Annotated in this window: 21 protein-coding genes; 7 read left to right on the top strand and 14 right to left on the bottom strand. The window is 35.0% G+C overall.

Features of this window, described 5'->3' with window-relative positions; translation table 11 throughout:
• Positions 1-971: hypothetical protein (locus tag V7S79_RS06340; protein ID WP_459489720.1), on the bottom strand; the 971-nt coding region annotated here is incomplete at its 3' end.
• Here V7S79_RS06340 and V7S79_RS06335 point away from each other — a divergent pair.
• Complete coding sequence (locus tag V7S79_RS06335; protein WP_459489719.1) at positions 931-2304, top strand: T9SS type A sorting domain-containing protein; 1374 nt, start codon at positions 931-933, stop codon at positions 2302-2304. The genes V7S79_RS06340 and V7S79_RS06335 overlap by 41 nt on opposite strands.
• Before the next feature lie 68 nt (positions 2305-2372).
• On the opposite strand, the gene V7S79_RS06330 is transcribed toward V7S79_RS06335, so the two are convergent.
• The 8 genes from V7S79_RS06330 to V7S79_RS06295 all read right to left on the bottom strand — a co-directional run bounded on the left by V7S79_RS06330 (position 2373) and on the right by V7S79_RS06295 (position 9238).
• Positions 2373-3146, bottom strand: a complete 774-nt coding sequence (locus V7S79_RS06330) for an SDR family NAD(P)-dependent oxidoreductase (protein ID WP_459489718.1) — start codon at positions 3144-3146, stop codon at positions 2373-2375.
• A 66-nt stretch (positions 3147-3212) separates the two neighbouring features.
• The gene (locus V7S79_RS06325; RefSeq protein WP_459489717.1) at positions 3213-4907 is read right to left on the bottom strand and encodes a tetratricopeptide repeat protein; all 1695 of its coding nucleotides are present in this window, start codon (positions 4905-4907) and stop codon (positions 3213-3215) included.
• A gap of 148 nt (positions 4908-5055) precedes the next feature.
• The gene (locus V7S79_RS06320) at positions 5056-6009 is read right to left on the bottom strand and encodes a PstS family phosphate ABC transporter substrate-binding protein (RefSeq protein ID WP_459489716.1); all 954 of its coding nucleotides are present in this window, start codon (positions 6007-6009) and stop codon (positions 5056-5058) included.
• Positions 5990-6250 (bottom strand): hypothetical protein, encoded by a 261-nt coding sequence (locus V7S79_RS06315; RefSeq protein ID WP_459489715.1) that lies wholly within the window; start codon positions 6248-6250, stop codon positions 5990-5992. Before V7S79_RS06315 ends, V7S79_RS06320 begins: the two co-directional genes overlap by 20 nt.
• Positions 6251-6321: 71 nt before the next feature.
• Positions 6322-7143, bottom strand: a complete 822-nt coding sequence (locus V7S79_RS06310; RefSeq protein ID WP_459489714.1) for an energy transducer TonB — start codon at positions 7141-7143, stop codon at positions 6322-6324.
• A 41-nt stretch (positions 7144-7184) separates the two neighbouring features.
• The gene (locus V7S79_RS06305; protein ID WP_459489713.1) at positions 7185-7703 is read right to left on the bottom strand and encodes an ExbD/TolR family protein; all 519 of its coding nucleotides are present in this window, start codon (positions 7701-7703) and stop codon (positions 7185-7187) included.
• A 28-nt stretch (positions 7704-7731) separates the two neighbouring features.
• On the bottom strand, positions 7732-8337 hold the full coding sequence (locus V7S79_RS06300) for an ExbD/TolR family protein (protein ID WP_459489712.1): 606 nt from the start codon (positions 8335-8337) through the stop codon (positions 7732-7734).
• Positions 8338-8401: 64 nt separating this feature from the next.
• On the bottom strand, positions 8402-9238 hold the full coding sequence (locus V7S79_RS06295) for a MotA/TolQ/ExbB proton channel family protein (RefSeq protein WP_459489711.1): 837 nt from the start codon (positions 9236-9238) through the stop codon (positions 8402-8404).
• A gap of 354 nt (positions 9239-9592) precedes the next feature.
• Between V7S79_RS06295 and V7S79_RS06290 the strand changes: the two genes are divergently transcribed.
• Positions 9593-9922, top strand: a complete 330-nt coding sequence (locus V7S79_RS06290) for a DciA family protein (protein ID WP_459489710.1) — start codon at positions 9593-9595, stop codon at positions 9920-9922.
• Here the strand turns inward: V7S79_RS06290 and V7S79_RS06285 are convergent.
• Genes V7S79_RS06285 through V7S79_RS06275 form a run of 3 tightly spaced genes read right to left on the bottom strand, consistent with a single transcriptional unit; the run spans position 9909 to position 12587 of the window.
• A complete protein-coding gene (locus V7S79_RS06285) occupies positions 9909-11078 on the bottom strand; it encodes a glycosyltransferase family 87 protein (protein ID WP_459489709.1) in 1170 nt (389 codons plus the stop codon). The two genes, V7S79_RS06290 and V7S79_RS06285, sit on opposite strands and share 14 nt — an antisense overlap.
• Entirely contained in the window at positions 11065-11856 is a 792-nt protein-coding gene (locus V7S79_RS06280) for a polysaccharide deacetylase family protein (protein WP_459489708.1), read from the bottom strand. The genes V7S79_RS06285 and V7S79_RS06280 overlap by 14 nt, the downstream gene beginning before the upstream one ends.
• Positions 11856-12587, bottom strand: coding sequence for a glycosyltransferase family 2 protein (locus V7S79_RS06275; RefSeq protein ID WP_459489707.1), 732 nt, complete (start codon positions 12585-12587; stop codon positions 11856-11858). The genes V7S79_RS06280 and V7S79_RS06275 overlap by 1 nt, the downstream gene beginning before the upstream one ends.
• Positions 12588-12729: 142 nt before the next feature.
• Here V7S79_RS06275 and V7S79_RS06270 point away from each other — a divergent pair, with 142 nt between their 5' ends.
• The 3 genes from V7S79_RS06270 to V7S79_RS06260 are packed head-to-tail and all read left to right on the top strand — an operon-like array spanning position 12730 to position 16210.
• Positions 12730-13587, top strand: a complete 858-nt coding sequence (locus V7S79_RS06270; protein ID WP_459489883.1) for a S66 peptidase family protein — start codon at positions 12730-12732, stop codon at positions 13585-13587.
• A gap of 44 nt (positions 13588-13631) precedes the next feature.
• On the top strand, positions 13632-15170 hold the full coding sequence (locus V7S79_RS06265) for a YifB family Mg chelatase-like AAA ATPase (protein WP_459489706.1): 1539 nt from the start codon (positions 13632-13634) through the stop codon (positions 15168-15170).
• A gap of 26 nt (positions 15171-15196) precedes the next feature.
• Entirely contained in the window at positions 15197-16210 is a 1014-nt protein-coding gene (locus tag V7S79_RS06260; protein WP_459489705.1) for a thioredoxin family protein, read from the top strand.
• On the opposite strand, the gene V7S79_RS06255 is transcribed toward V7S79_RS06260, so the two are convergent.
• On the bottom strand, positions 16207-16995 hold the full coding sequence (locus V7S79_RS06255; RefSeq protein ID WP_459489704.1) for a phytanoyl-CoA dioxygenase family protein: 789 nt from the start codon (positions 16993-16995) through the stop codon (positions 16207-16209). The two genes, V7S79_RS06260 and V7S79_RS06255, sit on opposite strands and share 4 nt — an antisense overlap.
• A 127-nt stretch (positions 16996-17122) precedes the next feature.
• Here V7S79_RS06255 and V7S79_RS06250 point away from each other — a divergent pair, with 127 nt between their 5' ends.
• The gene (locus V7S79_RS06250) at positions 17123-18016 is read left to right on the top strand and encodes an AraC family transcriptional regulator (protein WP_459489703.1); all 894 of its coding nucleotides are present in this window, start codon (positions 17123-17125) and stop codon (positions 18014-18016) included.
• On the opposite strand, the gene V7S79_RS06245 is transcribed toward V7S79_RS06250, so the two are convergent.
• Positions 18017-19075 carry a TerC/Alx family metal homeostasis membrane protein gene (locus V7S79_RS06245; protein ID WP_459489702.1) on the bottom strand — a complete coding sequence of 353 codons (1059 nt, stop codon included), beginning with the start codon at positions 19073-19075 and terminating at the stop codon, positions 18017-18019.
• Between the two features lie 58 nt (positions 19076-19133).
• On the opposite strand from V7S79_RS06245, the gene V7S79_RS06240 reads away from it, so the two are divergent.
• Entirely contained in the window at positions 19134-19871 is a 738-nt protein-coding gene (locus V7S79_RS06240) for a glycosyltransferase family 2 protein (RefSeq protein ID WP_459489701.1), read from the top strand.
• The last annotated feature ends 572 nt before the right edge of the window (positions 19872-20443 follow it).

The following is a 20443-nucleotide window of genomic DNA, read 5'->3' as shown; positions in this document are numbered from 1 at the left end:
GTAGAACCCGTGGTCATTGTTAATCCTGTACCTGCAATTCCTGCTCCCGTAGATTCCGTTGCCAACAAACCAGCTGTTGTTGAACCCGTGGTCATTGTTAATCCTATTCCAGCTATTCCTGCACCTGTAGATTCCGCTGCTAACAAACCAGCTGTTGTTGAACCTGTAGTTATTTTTAATCCAGTTCCTGCAATTCCTGCTCCCCCGGATTCCGTTGCTAACAAACCAACTGTCGTAGAACCCGTGGTCATTGTTAATCCTGTACCTGCAATTCCTGCTCCCGTAGATTCCGTTGCCAACAAACCAGCTGTTGTTGAACCCGTGGTCATTGTTAATCCTATTCCAGCTATTCCTGCACCTGTGGATTCCGTTGCTAACAAACCTGCTTTCGTTGAACCCGTAGTCATTGTTAATCCTGCACCTGCTATTCCTGCACCTATTGATTCCGTTGCTAACAAACCGGCGGTTGTTGAACCTGTAGTCATTGTTAATCCAGTTCCTGCAATTCCTGCTCCCGTGGATTCCGTTGCCAACAAACCAACTGTCGTTGAACCTGTGGTCATTGTTAATCCTGTGCCTGTAATTCCGACTCCTATAGATTCCGTTGCTAACAAACCAGCGGTAACTGAACCAATAGCGATTGTTAATCCTGTCCCTGCTATTCCTGCACCTGTAGATTCCGTTGCTAACAAACCTGCGGTCATTGAACCTGTTGTCATTGTTAATCCTATTCCAGCTATTCCTGCACCTGCGGATTCTGTTGCTAACAAACCTGCGGTCGTTGAACCCGTCGTCATTGTTAATCCTGTCCCTACAATTCCAGCACCTGTGGATTCCATTATTAACAAACCTGCGATAACTGAACCGATAGCGATTGTTAATCCTGCTCCAATAGTTGTCATATCGACTCCAATCTTCACAGAACCAGTCATGATAGAAACTCCAGCAATCTCAAATCCACAATTACCCATTAATTGTGAGCCAAGCATAATTCCAATAACGAGTATTGATTCTTTGACTTTTATTGATGAGTCAGATATCACGACTCCAGTTATCATAGATTCAACAATAATACTTATAGATACAATTGAAAAAAATTGCGATAGTTCATTCTATCGAATAAAAATAAGTGGATGTACACTATTCAAAAAAGAACCCTTTTTCAAATCCATTCAACACATTTCAGGAAACGAATTTGAAATAATCATTCAAGCTGATACGAATCTTCATTTTCAATTTACATGTGAAAACCTAAAAACAACATCAGATACCATCTTTCTTACCCGTCTAAAAAAACCAGAAATCTCTATAGTGAAAAATTTTAAAGATATAATCTGTGCGACAAGCCCCATAAGTATTGAAAGTCATTGTAGTGAAAGGATAAATTTTATCAACTGGGAAAAAGACGGACACAGCTTTTCTAGGACTGAACTAATCAGTGAAAATATTGAAAATGGATATTATCAGGCTGTTTACCAAGATAATGACTGTATATATAGATCTGAATTAGTTGTTATTGATAGATACCCAATCGTACAAAAACCGATCGTAAAAGTTCCTAAAAATAAAATCTGCAAAGAAGAAAAGATCGTGTTAATTAGTAATGATACTTACCCCTATTCTGAATGGAACAATCATAGTAACACAAATACAATTACGTTCCAAAAAACGAATAGCGGCACATATCCCATTCAATTGAGAGTAAGTGATAATGGAATTTGTTGGTCTGATTGGTCTGACACGAAATACATTACGGTAATCGATACACCCAAAAAACCAGTAATCAATCAAAATTTAATTGAATTCACGCCAAACGATTCGGTTCAAATAAATATTACAGAAACTGCTTTAAAATATGAATGGACAAATGGACGATCAAATAAAACAATATACGCAAGCAAGGAAGATACCATTCAATATAGAATTCAAAATTTTGATGGATGTTGGTCAAATTTCAGTGATCCAATAATTATTAGGCCTTTTAATTCAATCAAAAAGCCAACAGTATTAAACGAGGAATTAAATCTGACAAATGCTAAAAACCACCCTATGATCGAAATAAACACATCAATCTTTCCTAACCCCAATCATGGAGATTTCTTTTATTTATCCTCTAATAAATCATTACAAAACTCAGAAATAATCATTTATGATTTAAGAAGTGAAGTGGTCTATACTAAAATAATAACGGAGAATTTTGAAAAAATCAACTTCGAAAATATTGATTTAAAAAATGGTATATATTTATTGAAAATTATCGAAAAAGATTGGAGTGAAACAAAAAGATTATTGATAATAAAATAGTTGATGAGGGAATGAGCTGATTAAATTTTGATTAAATCAACCAGCTCATTCCAACACTCAAATTACGATTACTCATATATCCCTTTCGCCACTTTTTCACTCAATGATTTAGGGGCAACCCAAGCTAAAAATGCACCCAACTTATTTATAAAGCCAGTGATTACCTCAGTTTTTTTTGCAAACATTCCTTCAACAGCAATTTTTGCAACAGACTCAGGTGTCATCGTAACCTTTTCTGCCGCTTTTCTAGCCTTATCTTGCAAATTAGCTCGATCATTAAAAGAAGTACTTGTAGCACCCGGACTAACTACTGTGACTGAAATTCCCTTTTTTAACCATTCATGGTGCAAACCTCTTGAAAAATTAAGCACAAAGACTTTTGTTGCTGCATATAAACTCATTAATGGAATTGCTTGATAAGCTGTTGAACTTGCAATATTTAAAATATAGGTTTGACCTTTTCCTTCTAACATTGGGAAAAATCGATAGCAAGATTCAACCACTGCATTCATATTCACTTGCATCATTTTTTGATGATCAGAAAGGCTATATTTTTCAAAATCTCCTACCAAGCCGTATCCAGCATTATTAACCAAAATTCGAACGTCGACATTTTTTTCAACAACCCAATCGAATAATTTTGAAACAGCATCTATTTGGGATAAATCCAAAACCAAAAATTCTACTTCAACATTGAATTTCTTTTTTACCTCATCCTTGACCATTTGCAATTCATAAGAATTACGAGCAACAATTAATAAATGATAACCTCTTGATGCTAACTCAAATGCTATTTCACGACCTATTCCTTTACTTGCTCCTGTTATTACTGCGTACGACATATTGATTCTATTTTTTACAAAGATAAGACATAAAAAAAGGCTGTCAATTTTGACAGCCTTTTTTACTTATTTTTTAGGAGCTGTTGCAGGCTCAGGATTGAAATATGCTTTGATATCTGGATCATCAGCTTTTATTTCCTGGGCTTTCAGGAACATCTCTTTTGCTTTTGCTTCATCTTTGGTTACAGATAAATTATATCCACCCAAATACTTATATGCTTCAAACAATTGATTTTTATCTTCTTTGTATTGACTTGCTTTATCTGCTTTTTGAGTTTCAACAGCAGTTAAAAACTTCTCATAATGCTCACGGCCTAACCATCTTGTACCACTAAAATCAATAAAGTTATTAGCACGAGCTCTATTGATATAGAAAGGAGGCCATTTGTCATTGATTTCAATTGCTTTTGCAAACATTGAATCAGCACGCATTGCCATCGCAGGACGAGCAATTGTGTCAGCTTTGTTGATGTAAGCAGCAGTTAAATACAAATCCATCGCTACTTTAAAATAATCTCCTGAACCAACAGTTTGATTTTTTTTCTTTTTCCAATTGATACTATTCAATCCAGCTGCTGAGGCATCTAAATATCTCTTTTGCTTGTAACGAATATCATGAATCATTGAATAAACGTTATTGTTTGTATCTAAAGGTGCAGCTTTCTCAAAATAAGCTATAGCTAGGGAATCTTTACCTAAACCTTGGTATCCTTTTCCAAAATAGATATCATCTTGGTAAAAAGGTTTTACACCACGCTTAACCATACCATCTAAATTATCAATTCCTTGTTGAAAATTACCCATTTCAACATTCGAATATCCACGCATACGGAAAATGTCATTATCCTTTACGCCTTTAGATTCAGCTTCATTTGTGTATTTCATTGCACCATCATAATCTTTAGAAAGAAACAATAATTTCGCAGTTTCTAAAGTAACTTCTGGCGTAGCCTCTGCTTTTTCTAAATACTTTCTAAAATAACGAGAAGCATTCTTATATTGATTTCCTACGATCAAATACTCACCGTAACGTTTGATACCAGGTGCATAATTAGAATCTAAATCTAAAGCCTCTTTGTATCTAGCTTGAGTTTCTTTGTAGTTTTTACCACGTAGATAAACAACTCCGATTTTAATTTTCGCCTTCACGTTCTTAGGATCCTGCAACAAAGCTTGCTCATAAGCAGTTACAGCATTTCCTCCATCGTTCTTAATCAAATAAGCATCACCTTTCACAATATATTGCTCAGGATTTGGAAGCTTTTTCGTTTTTTCTTGAATCAAATCAATCAAACGAATGGCTTCTGCTGGATCATTGTTTGAAGCATTGAAACTATCCTCTTTACCTAAAATATAATACATTTCATAGGCCTCAGCAATGCGATACAATACTTCTGGATTTTTAGATTTAGTCTCAGCTAAAATACGATCAAATTCCACTTTCGCAGCATTAACATTATTTTGACCTACTAAGATAGAAGCTAAACCAACTTGATTAAGGTAATTTTTAGGGTCAGCTGCTTTCCCTTTTTCAAATGCAGCTTTTGCTGAATCCCAATCACGGCGATTTAAAAAATAATACCCCAAATAAAAATAATTTTCTCCAGTAGGTGCTGAAGCAACTAAAGATTCAAATACTTGCTTAGCTCTGTTTGGTTGATGACGATCTAAAAAATTAAGACCATCTTGTACTGTTTGACCTAAAGCCATATTGGAGATCAATAAACCCAATCCCACAATCCACGATTTCATTTTCTTCATTGTTAATAAATATTAAAAGCTTTTATGTTTTTTTCTTAGGCTTACATTGAAAAAATTCAACTAAATACCAAAAAAGTTAAATTGCAAATAGAGTACAAAAATAATTATAAATCTTCAAATAATTTCAAAAATCGACTATAAAAATTAATTATTGACTAATTTGATATTGTCTAATCGTGATAGGTCGGGTCAGAGGGATTAAACCATCCTTCAATACAATTAATTGACCCATATCACCACAAACATAATTTACAAAACCAGTACCTAATCCAAGATAAGACTCTTTCAATATAATTTTAATTTCCCTTCGTAAGGGGTATTTTTTTAAGGCTAAATTATAGCCAAAAGGTTGGAAATAATCTTCTTTCAATTTTGTTTCGTTGGCCGCAACGGACATAATATTTACAGAACGAATAAATCCTAAAGAGGTTGGATTATCTCCATCGCTTATCCAATTCGAGCCAATTAAACCAATCGAATTTGGATGCTCTTTCACGTATTCAATTACTTTTTTATTAGAACCGGCCGCAAATACATTCAAACTTGCATTTGCAGGAATTTTAAATAAATCCATTAGATACTTTATATTACTTGAATTCGCCTTATCAACAACCAAAGTAATTGGACCTTTGGATTTTTGAGCCCCGATAGATTCCCAAGTTTTCAGGTTACCAAGTAATACATTTTTCAATTGATTTAAATTGATTAATGTATCCGAATTAGATTTATTAACCAACAAGGCTATTCCATCAGCAGCAAAACGAAAACTACGATAAGTTATTTTTTCACGCTTAAAAATTTCTTGCTCAGCGTCCGTCAAATCTCTTGTAACGATAGCAGCACGAACCTTATCATTCAATAAATCAGCAATAGATTCATTTTCAACACCTAATTTTAAATGGATTTTAGCGAAATGATAATTGTCTTCAAAAGCTGCCTTTTCTGCATTCAAGACATGTTGAAAAGATTCGTCCACTGCAATTGTAATTTCACCTGTAGCAGGACCATCTTTTTGTTTTTGATCACTATTCTTAGAACAAGAACTAATCATTAACAAACTAAATAATATAAAATAAGCATATTTAGGATTCATATTCGCCATATTTTTCAGAAGGGTCATCATTTAAATCATCAAATTCTTTCCAATAGATATAAGCACGAACCAAGCGAAAAAGTCCATAAATCATAAAAAGTATACCCAACATATAAACAGTGGGAACACCGAACAAAAGACCTAATTGAAATTCAGAAACAAAAGCAACATAATAGCCTAGACTTGCATAGGCAATCGCAACAATGGTTCTAAAAAACACATTAATCCAAATGGTTAAGGGCTTTTTCATATAATCCTTTTTAAATAAACAGACCTGCCAAATAAAATGTTTAGCAGGTCTGCAATTAATCAAATCTATAATTACTCAGACAATTGGAAAGTAATTGGCTGGGTAAATCTTGAACGTACTGCACGTCCAGCTTGTTTACCAGGATTCCATTTAGGACCTGATTTAATTACACGAATAGCTTCTTCATCGCAACCGAAACCTACAGATTTGATAACCTGAACGTCTTGAATGGAACCATCCGTATTAACAACGAACTGAACATATACTTTACCTCCAACATTCGCTCTTTGAGCTGCTGATGGATACTTCAAACTTCTTTGAAGGTATCTACCAAATGCTGCAGGCCCACCAGGGAACTCAGCATTTTGCTCAACTGCAGTAAAGATTTCATCTTCAGCAGGCTTCGGTGGCTCAACTGGCTCCTCTTTACCTTTAGAATCTGGATCTACTGGTGGCTCATAATTTTCGGTTTCACCTTTAACAGTTTCCGAAGCCGTATTACCTCTAACCTCCTCTGGTGGTGGCTCTGGTTTTGTTACTTCTTCATCATGTTTAATCTCTGGAGGTAAAAACTTAGTAGTTGTTACCTTAGGGATTTCTTTTGGTGGTGGCGGTGGTGGCGGAGGAGGCAATTCCACTTTCTTTGCAGGTGGCGGAGTGTCCAACTTCATTACCTCAGCTGTCACCTCTTGTTTTTCTTGGATATTAGCAGTCAACTGTTTCCAGAATGCAGCTAATAATAAAGCTCCAACAAAAAGTGCCGAACCTAGTAATACCGACCGCTTGATTACTTTTGGATAAGTTGTCCTTAAAACAAAAGCCCCAAACTCACGGTTCTTATCTTTAAAGATAATGTCATCCAACGTAGCATCATTGCTTATTACTTGTGACATATTTGATTCTATTTAAAAATTAATTAAAAGGGTAAAACCCATTATTTACCTGAACGTTTTATTAAATCCTCAGAAGCTGGATCAATTTCTAATAAAGCATAACGCTTATTATTGGTGATCGCACATTCATCAAGCATATCGACCATATTACGGTACTTCGCTTTCTTCGTCGGCTTAATTACTAAGGTAAAGTTACTACCAACCTTCGCTTTCAAATCCGCAATAACCTTGCGTATTCCAGTGGCTGAATAATCGGTAACCTCCAATACTGTAGCTGACTCAGTAGGAATACCTTGGTAATAATACACCTTGTTCTCATCTGGAATAACCGTTAAGGTTTCAGACAATTTAACAGGAGATGTTTCCTTAGTATCCGTTTTGTCAGGCATGTTTAATTGCATGGTTACAGGCTTTGCCAACGTAGTCGTCAACATAAAGAAAGTAATCAATAAGAAGCCTAAGTCTACCATTGGGGTCATGTCGATTTTGGTCGACATTTTTTTACTTCGCTTCTTACCTCCGCCTTTCTTGCCTCCACCGGAGCTATCTATTTCTGCCATTTCTTATTCTAATTAAAAATGTAAACTTTTATTTTGGTCTATTCTCAGGTGAAGTAACCAATTGGAAGATATTAATATTTTGCGCTTGCAAAGTACCAATAACATCAGCAAATACTTTGTAATTACTGTTCTGATCTCCCTTTATAGCAATCTTCAACTCAGGATTTGATAATTTGGCATATCCTACCCAATAGGATAATTCATTATTGGCTGAGTCAATTGGGACTCCTTTAAGAAAACCTTTATCCTTTGCTTCAGAAGGTTTCATTCCTAACACCTGACGCATTGCACCTGCTGGATAACCCACAATTTCAGAAGCTAAATAATTCTTCTTCATTGTAGCTGTCAAAGCGATTCCATAGCGATTAGCCATACGCTCCAACATAAATTCTCTAGCTGCACGGTCGTCAGTTGCCAAATATACCCCTCCCTCATTCGAAACACTGATGGTTAATAATCCATCCTTTATATTCAAAGGTTTCTCCGAAATAGATGACGGTGGTACGATCGTAACTGCCTCCTCAGGACGAAACTTCGCGGTTAACATGAAGAACGTCAATAAAAGGAAAGCCACGTCACACATCGCTGTCATATCGAGTGAAACACTTTGTCGTTTGGCTTTAACTTTTGGCATAACAATTTAAATTTGAACTGTGAAAAAATAATATACACGCAGAATTAACTGCAGGGTTCAAATATTAATTATGATGCGTAGCATAGTTTTGGTTTACACTTAAACCAATCTCATCAATGCTGTAAGTTAACTCATCAATTCTAGATGTAAATAAGTTATAAGCAATGATACAGATAGCTGAAGTACCAATTCCTAATGCAGTATTAACAAGTGCCTCAGAGATACCATTTGCTAAAGCAGTTGAATCAGTTGATCCTCCTGAATTACCTAATGCCGAGAACGCTTTAATCATACCGATTACAGTACCTAATAAACCGATCAAAGTTGAAACTGATGCTAATGTTGCAATGATAGTTAAGTTTTTCTCTAACATTGGTAACTCCAATGAAGTAGCTTCTTCAACTTCTTTGCTCAATGCAGCTAATTTTTGCTCCTTATCAAGAGAAGAATCAGAAATTAATTGCTTGTATTTTTTGATAGCAGATAAAGTAACGTTACCTACTGAACCTTTTTGCTTATCACAAGCTTTGATTGCAGACTCAACATCATCTTTGTCTAAAGCTGCTTGTACTGAACGTACGAATGCATTTACATCACCAGTACCTTTTGCTTTACCGATAGTGAATAAACGCTCAATTGAAAATGTTAATGCAGTTAAGAAACATGTCATTAAAACTGGTACAATAACTCCACCCTTGTAAACGATACCGAAATAATCGCCTGGAAGTGGGTGTCCTTCGCTAGTACCACCTTCGAAGTGAGATCCATCACCCATTACAAAATTGTAAATTGCTAAAGCGATGACAAATAAAATGATAAGAATTAATCCTGCAGAAATACCGCCTGATTTTTTTGGGGCTGCAGCTGGCTTAGCAGCTGGCTTTGGTTGTTGTGTACTCATTAGTTTGTAATTTGGGGGTTAAAGAATTATTTGTTAAACAACACTTTTGGAAAAAACAACTAAACGTAGTTTTCATAGTTTTCGCTGTCGCTGTTTTTCTCTTTAAAGGCAAAAGTAATGCAATTCTAATTTAATTTTGATAACCTACAAAGTCCTTACAACGGAAATTTATTGCCATTTTTTTTCATCCATTGTATTAATTTGATATTTTCTTCAAAAATTCAAGCATAATAGGGTACTTTTTTTAGAATTAAAAAATTAAAAAAAAATTAAAAAAAATTAAAATTTCGTCGCAAACTTTCAAAATTCACTCAGTATTTCAATTAACTTTGAAAAATTCGTAAAAAATCATCCATGGATTCTCCTTTCATTCCCAAAATCCCTAGAGCCTCAAACAGAAAAAATGAAAGCCATTCCCTCAAAGAAGCCATAGAATCTTTGCTAAAAATCTACCAACTCCAAAATAAATTTGACGAAACTTATGTTGAAGCAAATTGGGAACAAATCATGGGAAAACCCATTGCAGCAAGAACTATTTCCGTGCATGTTAAAAACGAAAAACTGTATTTAAAACTAGATTCTGCTCCCTTGAAAAAAGAATTATTGATGGCCAAACAAAAAATGATCGAATTGATCAACAAGTCAGCCCAAAATGAAATCATTAAAGAGGTTATTTTCCTATAATTATACCTTCCTCTTCCGTCCTTAATTCATAAGCAAGAAAACACCACACCAGAAATAGGGGCAATATCATTAAAGCATAAGGGTTAATCCAGTGCTCCCTAAGGTATTTCGGGAAAATATCAGTGGGAGAAAAACTAGAAATCAGTAAAGTGAAAACTAACAAAGCCCAATGAATTTTACTTTTCTTAGACAAAACAAACCATAGTCCCACTCCAGGAAAGGCCATGATTAATGTAGGCGACTCCGTGCCAGTACTCGAAAGCATCAAATATAGAAGCATAAATGCCAAAATTCGCAATTGAAAAATGCGATTATCCCATTTACTTGTTTGAAAAAACACCCAAATATTTAACATCATCGAAGGTATCAAGAACCATAAATTTGACAAATCGCCGATTTGAGTAATTCTTCGGATCATACCCATGACACAAACGTCCGTCCTTGTATTGGCCAAATCTACATTTATATCATTTTTATGGTTTAACACATGCATCCAATCTATATAACATTGAATGCCATAATGCCAACCTCCTGCCAATAATGGCAATGCAAGGATCAACAACGTCCAGAAAATAAAATATTTTACAAATTTCCACTTGTCCTTAGTGAAAAAGAAAAACGCCAATCCAATTACGCCATATAATTTGATAAAAATGCCCAATGCAATAAACAAGGTTGCCCAGCTGACTTTATCTTTTATTAAAAACACATAGCTCCAAATAATCATAGCCACGCAAAGTCCATGAAACTGCGTATTTAACATTGCCGTGATCAATGAATTTAGAATAATCCATAATATGCCGCTTTTCTTTTCTATGCCCAAGGGCAAATTCCAAATGGCAAAAAACAAAGCTAATGCGTTCAAAGTATTCCAAAACACCAATGAAACTGATGTGGGTAAGACGGCAAAAGGAGCAATTAAAATAGAAAATATTGGCCCATATAAATATAAATCGAAGTATTCTTTGGGATACAATTCATACAAATTTACCTTTTGTATAAAATGCCCATAGCTAGAAATGAATATGATAAAATTATTGATATGCGAATTTATTTCACCCAATGAATATTGCTTTATGGCTGTCACTACACCAGCCAGCATCCAAAGAATGAAAAGTACTTTTTCATTTTTATACCAATATTTACTTTGATTCATTGCTTAAAGTTTTAACGTAATCAGCCATAGTAGTAAAGTCTCCTAAATTTTCTTTTTTCAACCATTTCAATAAATCAGAAAGTTTCTTTAGCAGTTCTCCTTTTGAACCTTTCTTTACGTGATTTGGTAATGGATACTTCGATAAATCGGTAAATTCCCAAGGATGAAAATAAATATTTAAAAATCCATGTTCCTTTAAGGTATCCTTGACCAATTTTTTATACACCCCAAGTGGGAAATTTTTAAAAGACAACCAAAAAAGAGGTATTCGCAAATTGGGACTAACTGATGCAGGAACATTCCATAAATCATGTTCAAAAAAAGGCAATTTGGGCGATTTTAAATGATTATATCGACCCGGAATCCAAGTTGGATTCAAAGATGAATGAAATTGGTAACCCGCTTTTTTTATTTCCAGCTCATCTACATATTGCATCCTAGCCATACGAAAGCCTAAGACTTGTTTTCCACTTAGGTTTTCCAAAAGCAATTTTGAGGATAATAAATCTGTTTTTGCATCAAATTTTCCATGAAAAAAACCATGCGAGGCCAATTCATGCTTTTTATGTAATTGCTTAATCCATTCAGGATTGTTCTCTGCATAAACACCTGTACAAAAAATAGTGATCGGAATCTCCTCCTGCTCAACAACCTCCATGAAATTAGCTAAGCCTTTTCGCGATAGCTCTAATTGTTCTTCCAAAGACAAGTCGTAGCCATATTCCATAGGAACATCACATTCTTCGACATCAATGGTAATCAATATTTTATTCTTCATTATTTGAAAAGTCCACGAATCAAAATCGAAGAGAAATTAAGTAACTCTGTCAAAATAGTTTTCGTTTTCATGGTAGAAAACACAACCCCTTCTCTCACCTGAACATATATCCAATCGACTCGAATATCTTTTGCCTTGGAAGCCAAAACCAAAAACTCCATGTCAAACAAAAATGCTGGAATTTTTGTCTTAAGAAAAATTGCCTTCCCTTTTTGATTAAAACCTTTTAAACCGGATTGAGTATCCTTTACTTTGAGCTTTGGGAAAAATAAATAATTCATCACTTTCAGCGACAAAGAAAATATTTTCCTCATTGTTGGTAATTGGTCATAATATTGCTCGTCCCTTACTCCAACCACAATATCTGCTTTTTGATTTAACAGCCTGTCCAACATATCTTTCGCATTTTCAATCAAATAAGGATAATCAGCATCGGTATAAATGACAATTTCAGCCTTAGTTTGTCGGACGGCTTCTCTCAAAGCGGCACCTTTTCCTTGATTTTGCTCCAAAGAAATAAAATGAAAATTTGGTATTGAATTTTCTAAAAATTGAATATCCTCTGTTAATATACCTTGTTTGCTTCCATCATTGACAACATAAACAGAAACAAGTAAATCCTTTGGAATAACATCCTTAAAAAGATTGAAATAATATAACAAATCCTTCGCCCATCCAGCATGTGGGTTATAAACTGGATGCACCAAATCGAGGGAGTTAATGTCTTTCAAAGTTGATTATTTTTCTAAAATTACAAATTTTACAATAATACACCTTCAAATCAAATTTGTTAAACCATAAATTCAAATTAATTTGCAATAAATTTGACTAATTATGCTATTCCCTGAACTTCTAAAAAAGGGTGACGAGGTGATGATAATATCTCCTGCATCCCCTCCAACTTCCGAAAACTGGAAGAGTGGCATACAAGCATTGGAAAATTGGGGACTTAAAGTTCATTTTGCTCCTAATTGTTTTGCTCAACATTTTGGACTTGCAGGTACAGATCAGCAAAGATTAGCAGATTTTCAATTAGCCATAAATCACCCGAATATAAAAGCCATTTTACCACTGAGAGGAGGATATGGTTGTAGTAGAATTTTGGATCAAATAGATTTTTCCGCATTGTTCAAGCATCCGAAATGGATTGTTGGATTTTCTGATATCACGGCCTTATTGGTTCATTTGGATTCTATTGGAATAGCTAGTATTCATGGCCCAATGCCCCATAATTATATTCAAGATGGTGGAGAATTGGCTCTTGAACAATTACATCAATTATTATTTGAAGATCGTTTTTCTATTGAATTAAAAGGTCATCCCTTAAATAAATTAGGCGAAACCTCCGCTCCTATCATCGGTGGAAATCTTTCTTTATTGGTTCATTTATTGGGAAGTCATAGTTTTCCAAATCCAGCTGGAAAGATTTTGATTCTTGAAGAAATTGGAGAAAGGTTATACCATGTGGATCGAATGCTTGTTCAATTAAAAAGGGCAGGCGTTTTTAATCAGTTATCAGGTTTATTAATTGGTGGATTTACTGATTGTAAAGAAGCTAGTTTGGCTATGGGAAAATCCTTGCAAGAATTGGTAATAGAACATACGGAAGGATTTGATTTTCCCATTGTTTTTGATTTTCCAAGTGGACACATTTCGAATAATTTACCGCTTCCTTTTGGGAAAAAAATCAACTTATTGGTAAAAAAAGATAAAGTCCAATTAACTGATTAAAATCTATTCAATTTGCATATATATTGCCGACATAAAAATAAAATATGTTAGCAAAAACCTTTGGAAGTGCTGTATTTGGCGTTTCCGCATACCTAATCACCATAGAAACGAGTGTGGATCAAGGAACCAAATGTTTTTTGGTTGGCTTACCTGATTCTACCATCAAGGAATCCATTCAAAGAGTGGAATCAGCTATTAAAAACATTGGTTTCTTTTTCCCGAGAAGAAAAGTAGTCGTAAATCTTGCACCAGCGGATGTAAGAAAAGAGGGTTCAGCCTATGATCTCCCAATCGCATTATCCATTTTACACGCTTCTGAACAAGTTCACTTTCAAGAATTAGAACAATTTGTAATTATGGGTGAACTTTCCTTAGATGGAATTTTACGTCCCATAAAAGGAGCTTTACCAATCGCGATGGAAGCTCAAAAAAGAGGCATCAAAAAAATCATTTTACCGAAAGAAAACGCCATTGAAGCGGCGGTGGTGAAAGATGTGGAAGTCTATGGTATGGAAACTTTGTACGATACCATTCAATTTCTCAAAGGAAAGCAATATTTCCCTCGAATTGAAGTGGATGCGAGAGAATTATTCTTTGATAAAATGCAAAGTTTCGACGTCGATTTTTCCAATGTACAAGGACAAGAAAATGCAAAAAGAGCTTTTGAGATAGCCGCTGCAGGTGGGCATAATTTAATTATGGTGGGTCCTCCTGGGGCAGGTAAAACCATGTTAGCCAAAAGGATACCTAGCATTTTACCTCCATTAAGCTTAAAAGAAGCGCTTGAAACAACCAAAATACATTCAGTGGCAGGAAAACTCATTGGTAAATCTTCTTTAATTTCTACCCGTCCTTATAGAAATCCGCATCACACGATTTCGACGGCAGCTTTGGTGGGAGGAGGTTCAACTCCACAACCGGGAGAAATTTCATTGGCCCATAATGGAATTTTGTTTTTAGATGAACTTCCAGAATTCAATAGAAATTCATTAGAAGTAATGCGCCAACCCTTAGAGGATAGAAAAGTATTAATTTCTCGAGCAAAATGGGCGGTGGAGTTTCCTTCCAATTTTATGTTAATAGCTAGTATGAACCCATGCCCATGTGGTTATTATAATCATCCCATCAAAGATTGCGTTTGTGGTCCAGGAATTGTTCAGCGGTATTTAAACAAAATATCAGGCCCCCTTTTAGACCGAATTGATATACATGTTGAAATTACACCTGTCAACTTTGAGGAAATGACCTCTGCTAGAGTTGCGGAGTCGAGTGAAAAAATTCGAGCAAGGGTTATACAAGCGAGAAATCTGCAAATCCAACGATTTGAGGGAAGCATGAATATTCATTGTAATGCGATGATGGGCTCTGAATTAGTTAAGAAAGTATGTCAATTAAATGAAGTTGGGCAACAGATTTTAAAGCACGCCATGGAAAAATTACAATTGTCTGCGAGAGCATATGATCGGATTTTAAAAGTAGCACGAACCATCGCAGATTTAGATGTTTCAATTGATATTGAGTCTCATCATATTGCTGAAGCTATTACTTACCGAAATTTGGATAGGGAAAATTGGGCAGGATAATGTATTTTTGAGAAAAATAATAATTTATGAAGAAATCAGCTGGAATTATTTTATTACTGATCATCACTTTTTTTACTTCTTTTTCTCAGAAAGTCGCAAATCCATCATTTCGTAAATTAGAGAATATTGAAAACATATTTACGCTTGCTTCTAAGGAAAAAAAGCCTGTTTTTTTAGAAGCCTATTTGCCCACTTGTCATCATTGCATGGCATACGATCAGACATTAAAAAAAGCTGAAATCAAAAATTACTTGGATAAAAACTTTCATGCCTACCAATTGGATCTTAGTCAAAAAGAGGCCAATGCATTTTTGAGAAAGCATAAAATTTATATCGCAACTACTCCAACTTTTCTAGTTTTTTCACCAGAAGGTAAGGTTTGGAATATTCAAGCAGCGGGGGAAGAAACCAATAATGTTAAAGACATCATTGGTTTATTAAATAGAGCAAAAGATCCTATTAAGCGTCAGCAAGCATTGGTTGAAGGATTTGATAAAGGTGCTAGAAACCTAGATGATATGGTTTCTGCCGCTTCATTTACAAGATTGAAATTGGATACAACTAAAAATATTGAAATTGTCAATGAACTTGTAAGGTCCATTTCACCCAATGATTATGAGAACAAGGTCAGTTTTCTAATTGTCCAAAAGGTAATGATGGATGAAGAAAATCCATTGTTTGAACATTTGGTGAATAATATGAATAATTATACCAAAGATTTTGACACACTCAATGTCAAACAGGCTATTGAAAATACAATCATGACTAGTTTGTACAATAAAAATGCAACAAACTATTCAGAAGTAAGATTTCAAAAAATGAAAAATGCTTTAGCAAAAATAGGAGTTCCTGAAAAACAAATTGCTGCAAGATTCATCTACATGGAAGTGATGAAAGATTTGAAAAACAAGCAATTTGATTCGGCTATTTCAAGAATAAAATCATTTTATGGCACTGTAGAAATCCCTTTGAAAGAAAAAGAATTTTGGTGCAAAACAGTTTTAAAATACTTGCCATTAAATTCCGCTTGTCCATTTTAAAACACCACTGGATTTAATTCTGAATTAGCTAGTGAGCCTGGCACTAAGCCACATAACCATCTCTGACGATCTGCTTCCTGATTTTCATTTTGAGGTTGAATGACTTTGGCATTTGCATCTATAAAAATTAAGGTCATCACTTCCCTCATGGTATGAGTCGTATTACCCGGTGCAGCATGTAAAGTCCAACCCATGTGAAAAGTGGCATCTCCTGCATTCATTGTTTTTTGAGCTACGATGGGAAATTGATTATTTTTCACAAAATCACTGATGAAATTCTCTGATTCATCCGAAATCTTCATTGCTGGAAGTTGAATCTTTTGGGTTTTTGAAGCAAAAGTTAACATCCCCATTCCATCTTCAATATCAACTAAAGGCATCCACATAGTCACCGTTTTATCTGTATCAATTGGCCAATAATATTGATCTTGATGCCAAGGGGTATGTCCACCTCTGGGTTCTTTGAACAAAGCTTGGTCATGGTATAGACGAACACTTTCAACACCCAACAATTGAGCAGCAATTTGACCGAAACCTGCACACAATGAAAATTCTTTAATTAGATCATTGTCTTCCCAAAGATTCATCATTTGTAGAAACGCCTTTCCATAGGTATCTCTTTCAGACATGGGTTTTTGATTTTTCTTAAACTCTTCTGCCCAATTTTTGATGGCATTTCGGTAAGGACTCAACTGATCCTTTGAAATAATATTGGGCAAATAAATATGCCCATTTTCTTGAAAACTAGCTATTGATTCTGCCTTAAGGTCGTAATTGATGGTCATAAATTAATTTTTTGAACAAATTTCTAGAAAAAAAACTTTTGAATCCTCCTTAATATTTGTAAAAATTAATGCAATTTTACCCAAATTGACTAACTAAACACAGCAAACTGTAATTTTACTACATTTAATGAAAGCTTCTTTAGAACACCTGAATCAAGATTCTTTACAATCTTTTAGTATCAAAGAAGTCAAACAAGAACGTTTTGATGCGCCCTATCATTTTCATCCTGAATTGGAATTAACCTTGATTATATCTGGAGAAGGAAAAAGATTTGTAGGAAATCAGATTGCGGATTTTTCACCAGGGGACCTCGTTTTATTAGGATCTAACCTACCACATTGTTGGCAAAATCATCGTTCGGATTGGTTAAATGAAAATGAAAATTATTTAGCTTCTCAAGCCTTGGTCATACATTTTAACCAAGATTTTTTAGGCGAAACGTTTATGAGTCAACATGAATGCCAAAGCATCAAAAGCTTATTTGAAAAGGCTAAGAAAGGTTTTGTTATTCAAGGGCCGACGCAAGACAAAATAGCTAGAGAAATGCTTCAGTTGAATAATTTAGCCCCATTTCCTAAGCTAATATCATTCCTACAAATATTATATCATTTAAGCGTTGCATCGGCAGACCTTCAGCCAATTGAGAGTAGTGAATCCATCTATTCCCTTTCAAAAATTGATTTAGAAAGAATCAATCGAGTTTATGCATATGTTATCGCAAATTACACTCAAGAGGTGCATTTAGACGAAGTGGCGCATTTGGCAAATATGACAGAAACAGCTTTTTGTCGATATTTCAAAAAGGTTACAAACAAAACATTTGTCGAATTAGTCACCGAATTTCGCGTAAAACACGCATGTCAATTACTGAGAACAAGCAGTAAATCCATGGTAGAAATTTGTTTTGAAAGTGGATTTGGCAATCTTTCACATTTCAATAAACAATTTAAGGAATGGATGAAAGTTCCACCACTTCAATACAGGAAATTAACCAAAGAATGGCATAATTTAAAGGAATAACTACGCCTCCTCAGACTTTTTTTCTGGCATCAGAATACTTAAAATAATGCTGACAGCAAGTATTCCAATAATTACTGCAAGAGAAGACAAAGTTCCGAATCCGATTTTTTCTAAAAATGAATGCGCGAGCATTTTAATACCAACAAAACTCAAAAGGACTCCTAAACCCATTGGTAAGAATCTGAACAATCCCATTAAATTCGAAAGAAAGAAAAACAAAGATCGTAAGCCCATCACCGCAAAAACATTGGAGAAAAATACGATATAAGGATCTTTGGAAATGGAAAATATGGCTGGAATGGAATCGACAGCAAAAAGTATGTCCGTAAATGCGATGACAACCACAACAACAAAAATGGGTGTTATGAAAATTTTGCCTGTTTTTCTAAAACGGACAAAAAACCGACCTGTAACATTTCTTTTATACACATTAAAAAACTTAGAAAGCATTAAAACCACTGGATGTTCTCCAGGTTCTATATGTTCTTCATTTTCTTTACTGACTAATATTTTCACTCCCGTATAAACTAAAAAAGCACCAAAAACATAAATAATCCAATCGAATTGCTTCAACAACGCAGCACCTAAAAAGATAAAAATTAAGCGTAAAATGATAGCTCCCAAAACACCCCAAACCAAGATTTTCTTGTAATACCTGGCTTGAACACCGAAAGAGTTGAAGATCAAAATAAAGACAAAAACATTATCTGCCGACAAAGAATATTCAACTAAATAGCCCGTAATAAACTCCAGCGACATATTATTTTGAAAAACAGCTAATTGATCAGCAAAAGCGCCAGTTCCTAAATTAATATGTTTTGCATATTCTTGTTGAACTAATGTTAAAGAGGGAATATCACTTATTCCATGCACCAATGCACCATTAAATCTCAAAAAAACATAGAACAAAACAGCTAACAAAACCCACACAGCACTCCAAAACCCTGCTTCTTTAAAAGTGACATCTTTATCTGGTCCTGATTTAAAAATACCAAGGTCGACCAACATAATTATAATAACGGCAACCGAAAAGACAATAAAAAATAGAGTTTCACTCATAAATAATTAATTTTGCTGTTTAATCAGACAAAGTTCGTAAATCTTTGGCTTATATCTTATGTACGAAGGAAAAAAGGTGATTGTTGTAATGCCTGCTTATAAAGCAGCACTAACACTTGAAAAAACATATAATGAAATCCCTCATGATTGGGTGGATGAAGTGATTTTAGTGGATGATCATAGTCCAGACAATACCGTCGAAGTGGCCAAGCAAGTGGGAATAAAGCATATCATTCGCCACGATAAAAACAAAGGATACGGAGGAAATCAAAAAACTTGTTACAAAAAAGCCTTGGAATTGGATGGTGATATTGTAATTATGTTACATCCCGATTATCAATATACACCGTTGTTATTGAAGGCGATGATTTCTGTAATTGGAAATGGCTTATATCCCGTTGTTTTTGCTTCTCGAATCTTAGGAAAAGGAGCCCTAAAAGGGGGAATGCCGATTTATAAATACATAGCCAATCGTTTGTTGACATTGTTTCAAAACATTCTGATTAATCAAAAATTGTCGGAATACCACACGGGTTATCGTGCATTTTCAAAAGAAGTATTACAAGCAGTTAATTTCGAAAAATGTGATGACGACTTCATTTTCGACAATCAAATGGTGCTTCAAATATTTTGGAAAAACTTTGAAATTGGAGAGGTGACTTGTCCGACAAAATATTTCGAAGAAGCCTCCTCGATCAATTTCAAAAGAAGTTCCATTTATGGCCTGGGCGTCATTTGGTGGTCGATTCGTTATCGTTTGGCCAAATGGGGGCTGAGCTGGGATTTAATGAAGTAGCACTCGCGCTCAGCTGCGCTGAGTGCGTCCTATGATTCGAACTTGTAGTTCGACCAAATCAGTTGCGTAAAATCATTAGAACTTTCAATTCGAAATATCAAAACTACAAGTTTTGTCAATAGTCCACACTCGGCACAGCCGAGCGTGGAAGAACTCGCGCTCAGCTGCGCTGAGTGCGTACTATGATTCGAACTTTTAGTTCGTCAAAATCAGTTGCGTATAATCATTAGAACTTTCAGTTCGAAATACCAAAACAACAAGTTTTGTCAAAAGTCCACACTCGGCATATCCGAGCGTGTAAACACTCGCGCTCAGCTGCGCTGAGTCCGTACTATGATTCGAAATTTTAGTTCGACAAAATCAGTTGGGTATAATCATTAGAACTTTCAGTTCGAAATACCAAAACAACAAGTTTTGTCAAAAGTCCACACTCGGCATAGCCGAGCGTGAAAGCACTCGCGCTCAGCTGCGCTGAGTGCGTACTATAATTCGAACTTTTAGTTCGACAAAATCAGTTACGTATAATCATTAGAACTTTCAGTTCGAAATACCAAAACTTCAAGTTTTGTCAA

Source organism: Aquirufa sp. ROCK-SH2 (assembly GCF_054558315.1).
Note: the sequence above shows the minus strand (reverse complement) of the source record. Positions and strands in the feature narration are given on the sequence as shown.

Excerpts from the sequence above, each read along its gene's own strand:
- V7S79_RS06320 (WP_459489716.1), bottom strand. The coding sequence starts at position 6,009 with ATGGCGAATATGAATCCTAAATATGCTTATTTTATATTATTTAGTTTG.
- V7S79_RS06330 (WP_459489718.1), bottom strand. The coding sequence starts at position 3,146 with ATGTCGTACGCAGTAATAACAGGAGCAAGTAAAGGAATAGGTCGTGAA.
- V7S79_RS06295 (WP_459489711.1), bottom strand. The coding sequence starts at position 9,238 with ATGAGTACACAACAACCAAAGCCAGCTGCTAAGCCAGCTGCAGCCCCA.
- V7S79_RS06280 (WP_459489708.1), bottom strand. The coding sequence starts at position 11,856 with ATGAAGAATAAAATATTGATTACCATTGATGTCGAAGAATGTGATGTT.
- V7S79_RS06250 (WP_459489703.1), top strand. The coding sequence starts at position 17,123 with ATGAAAGCTTCTTTAGAACACCTGAATCAAGATTCTTTACAATCTTTT.
- V7S79_RS06240 (WP_459489701.1), top strand. The coding sequence starts at position 19,134 with ATGTACGAAGGAAAAAAGGTGATTGTTGTAATGCCTGCTTATAAAGCA.
- V7S79_RS06335 (WP_459489719.1), top strand. The coding sequence starts at position 931 with ATGATAGAAACTCCAGCAATCTCAAATCCACAATTACCCATTAATTGT.
- V7S79_RS06325 (WP_459489717.1), bottom strand. The coding sequence starts at position 4,907 with ATGAAGAAAATGAAATCGTGGATTGTGGGATTGGGTTTATTGATCTCC.
- V7S79_RS06265 (WP_459489706.1), top strand. The coding sequence starts at position 13,632 with ATGTTAGCAAAAACCTTTGGAAGTGCTGTATTTGGCGTTTCCGCATAC.
- V7S79_RS06245 (WP_459489702.1), bottom strand. The coding sequence starts at position 19,075 with ATGAGTGAAACTCTATTTTTTATTGTCTTTTCGGTTGCCGTTATTATA.
- V7S79_RS06305 (WP_459489713.1), bottom strand. The coding sequence starts at position 7,703 with ATGGCAGAAATAGATAGCTCCGGTGGAGGCAAGAAAGGCGGAGGTAAG.
- V7S79_RS06255 (WP_459489704.1), bottom strand. The coding sequence starts at position 16,995 with ATGACCATCAATTACGACCTTAAGGCAGAATCAATAGCTAGTTTTCAA.
- V7S79_RS06290 (WP_459489710.1), top strand. The coding sequence starts at position 9,593 with ATGGATTCTCCTTTCATTCCCAAAATCCCTAGAGCCTCAAACAGAAAA.
- V7S79_RS06270 (WP_459489883.1), top strand. The coding sequence starts at position 12,730 with ATGATAATATCTCCTGCATCCCCTCCAACTTCCGAAAACTGGAAGAGT.
- V7S79_RS06260 (WP_459489705.1), top strand. The coding sequence starts at position 15,197 with ATGAAGAAATCAGCTGGAATTATTTTATTACTGATCATCACTTTTTTT.
- V7S79_RS06310 (WP_459489714.1), bottom strand. The coding sequence starts at position 7,143 with ATGTCACAAGTAATAAGCAATGATGCTACGTTGGATGACATTATCTTT.
- V7S79_RS06300 (WP_459489712.1), bottom strand. The coding sequence starts at position 8,337 with ATGCCAAAAGTTAAAGCCAAACGACAAAGTGTTTCACTCGATATGACA.
- V7S79_RS06285 (WP_459489709.1), bottom strand. The coding sequence starts at position 11,078 with ATGAATCAAAGTAAATATTGGTATAAAAATGAAAAAGTACTTTTCATT.
- V7S79_RS06315 (WP_459489715.1), bottom strand. The coding sequence starts at position 6,250 with ATGAAAAAGCCCTTAACCATTTGGATTAATGTGTTTTTTAGAACCATT.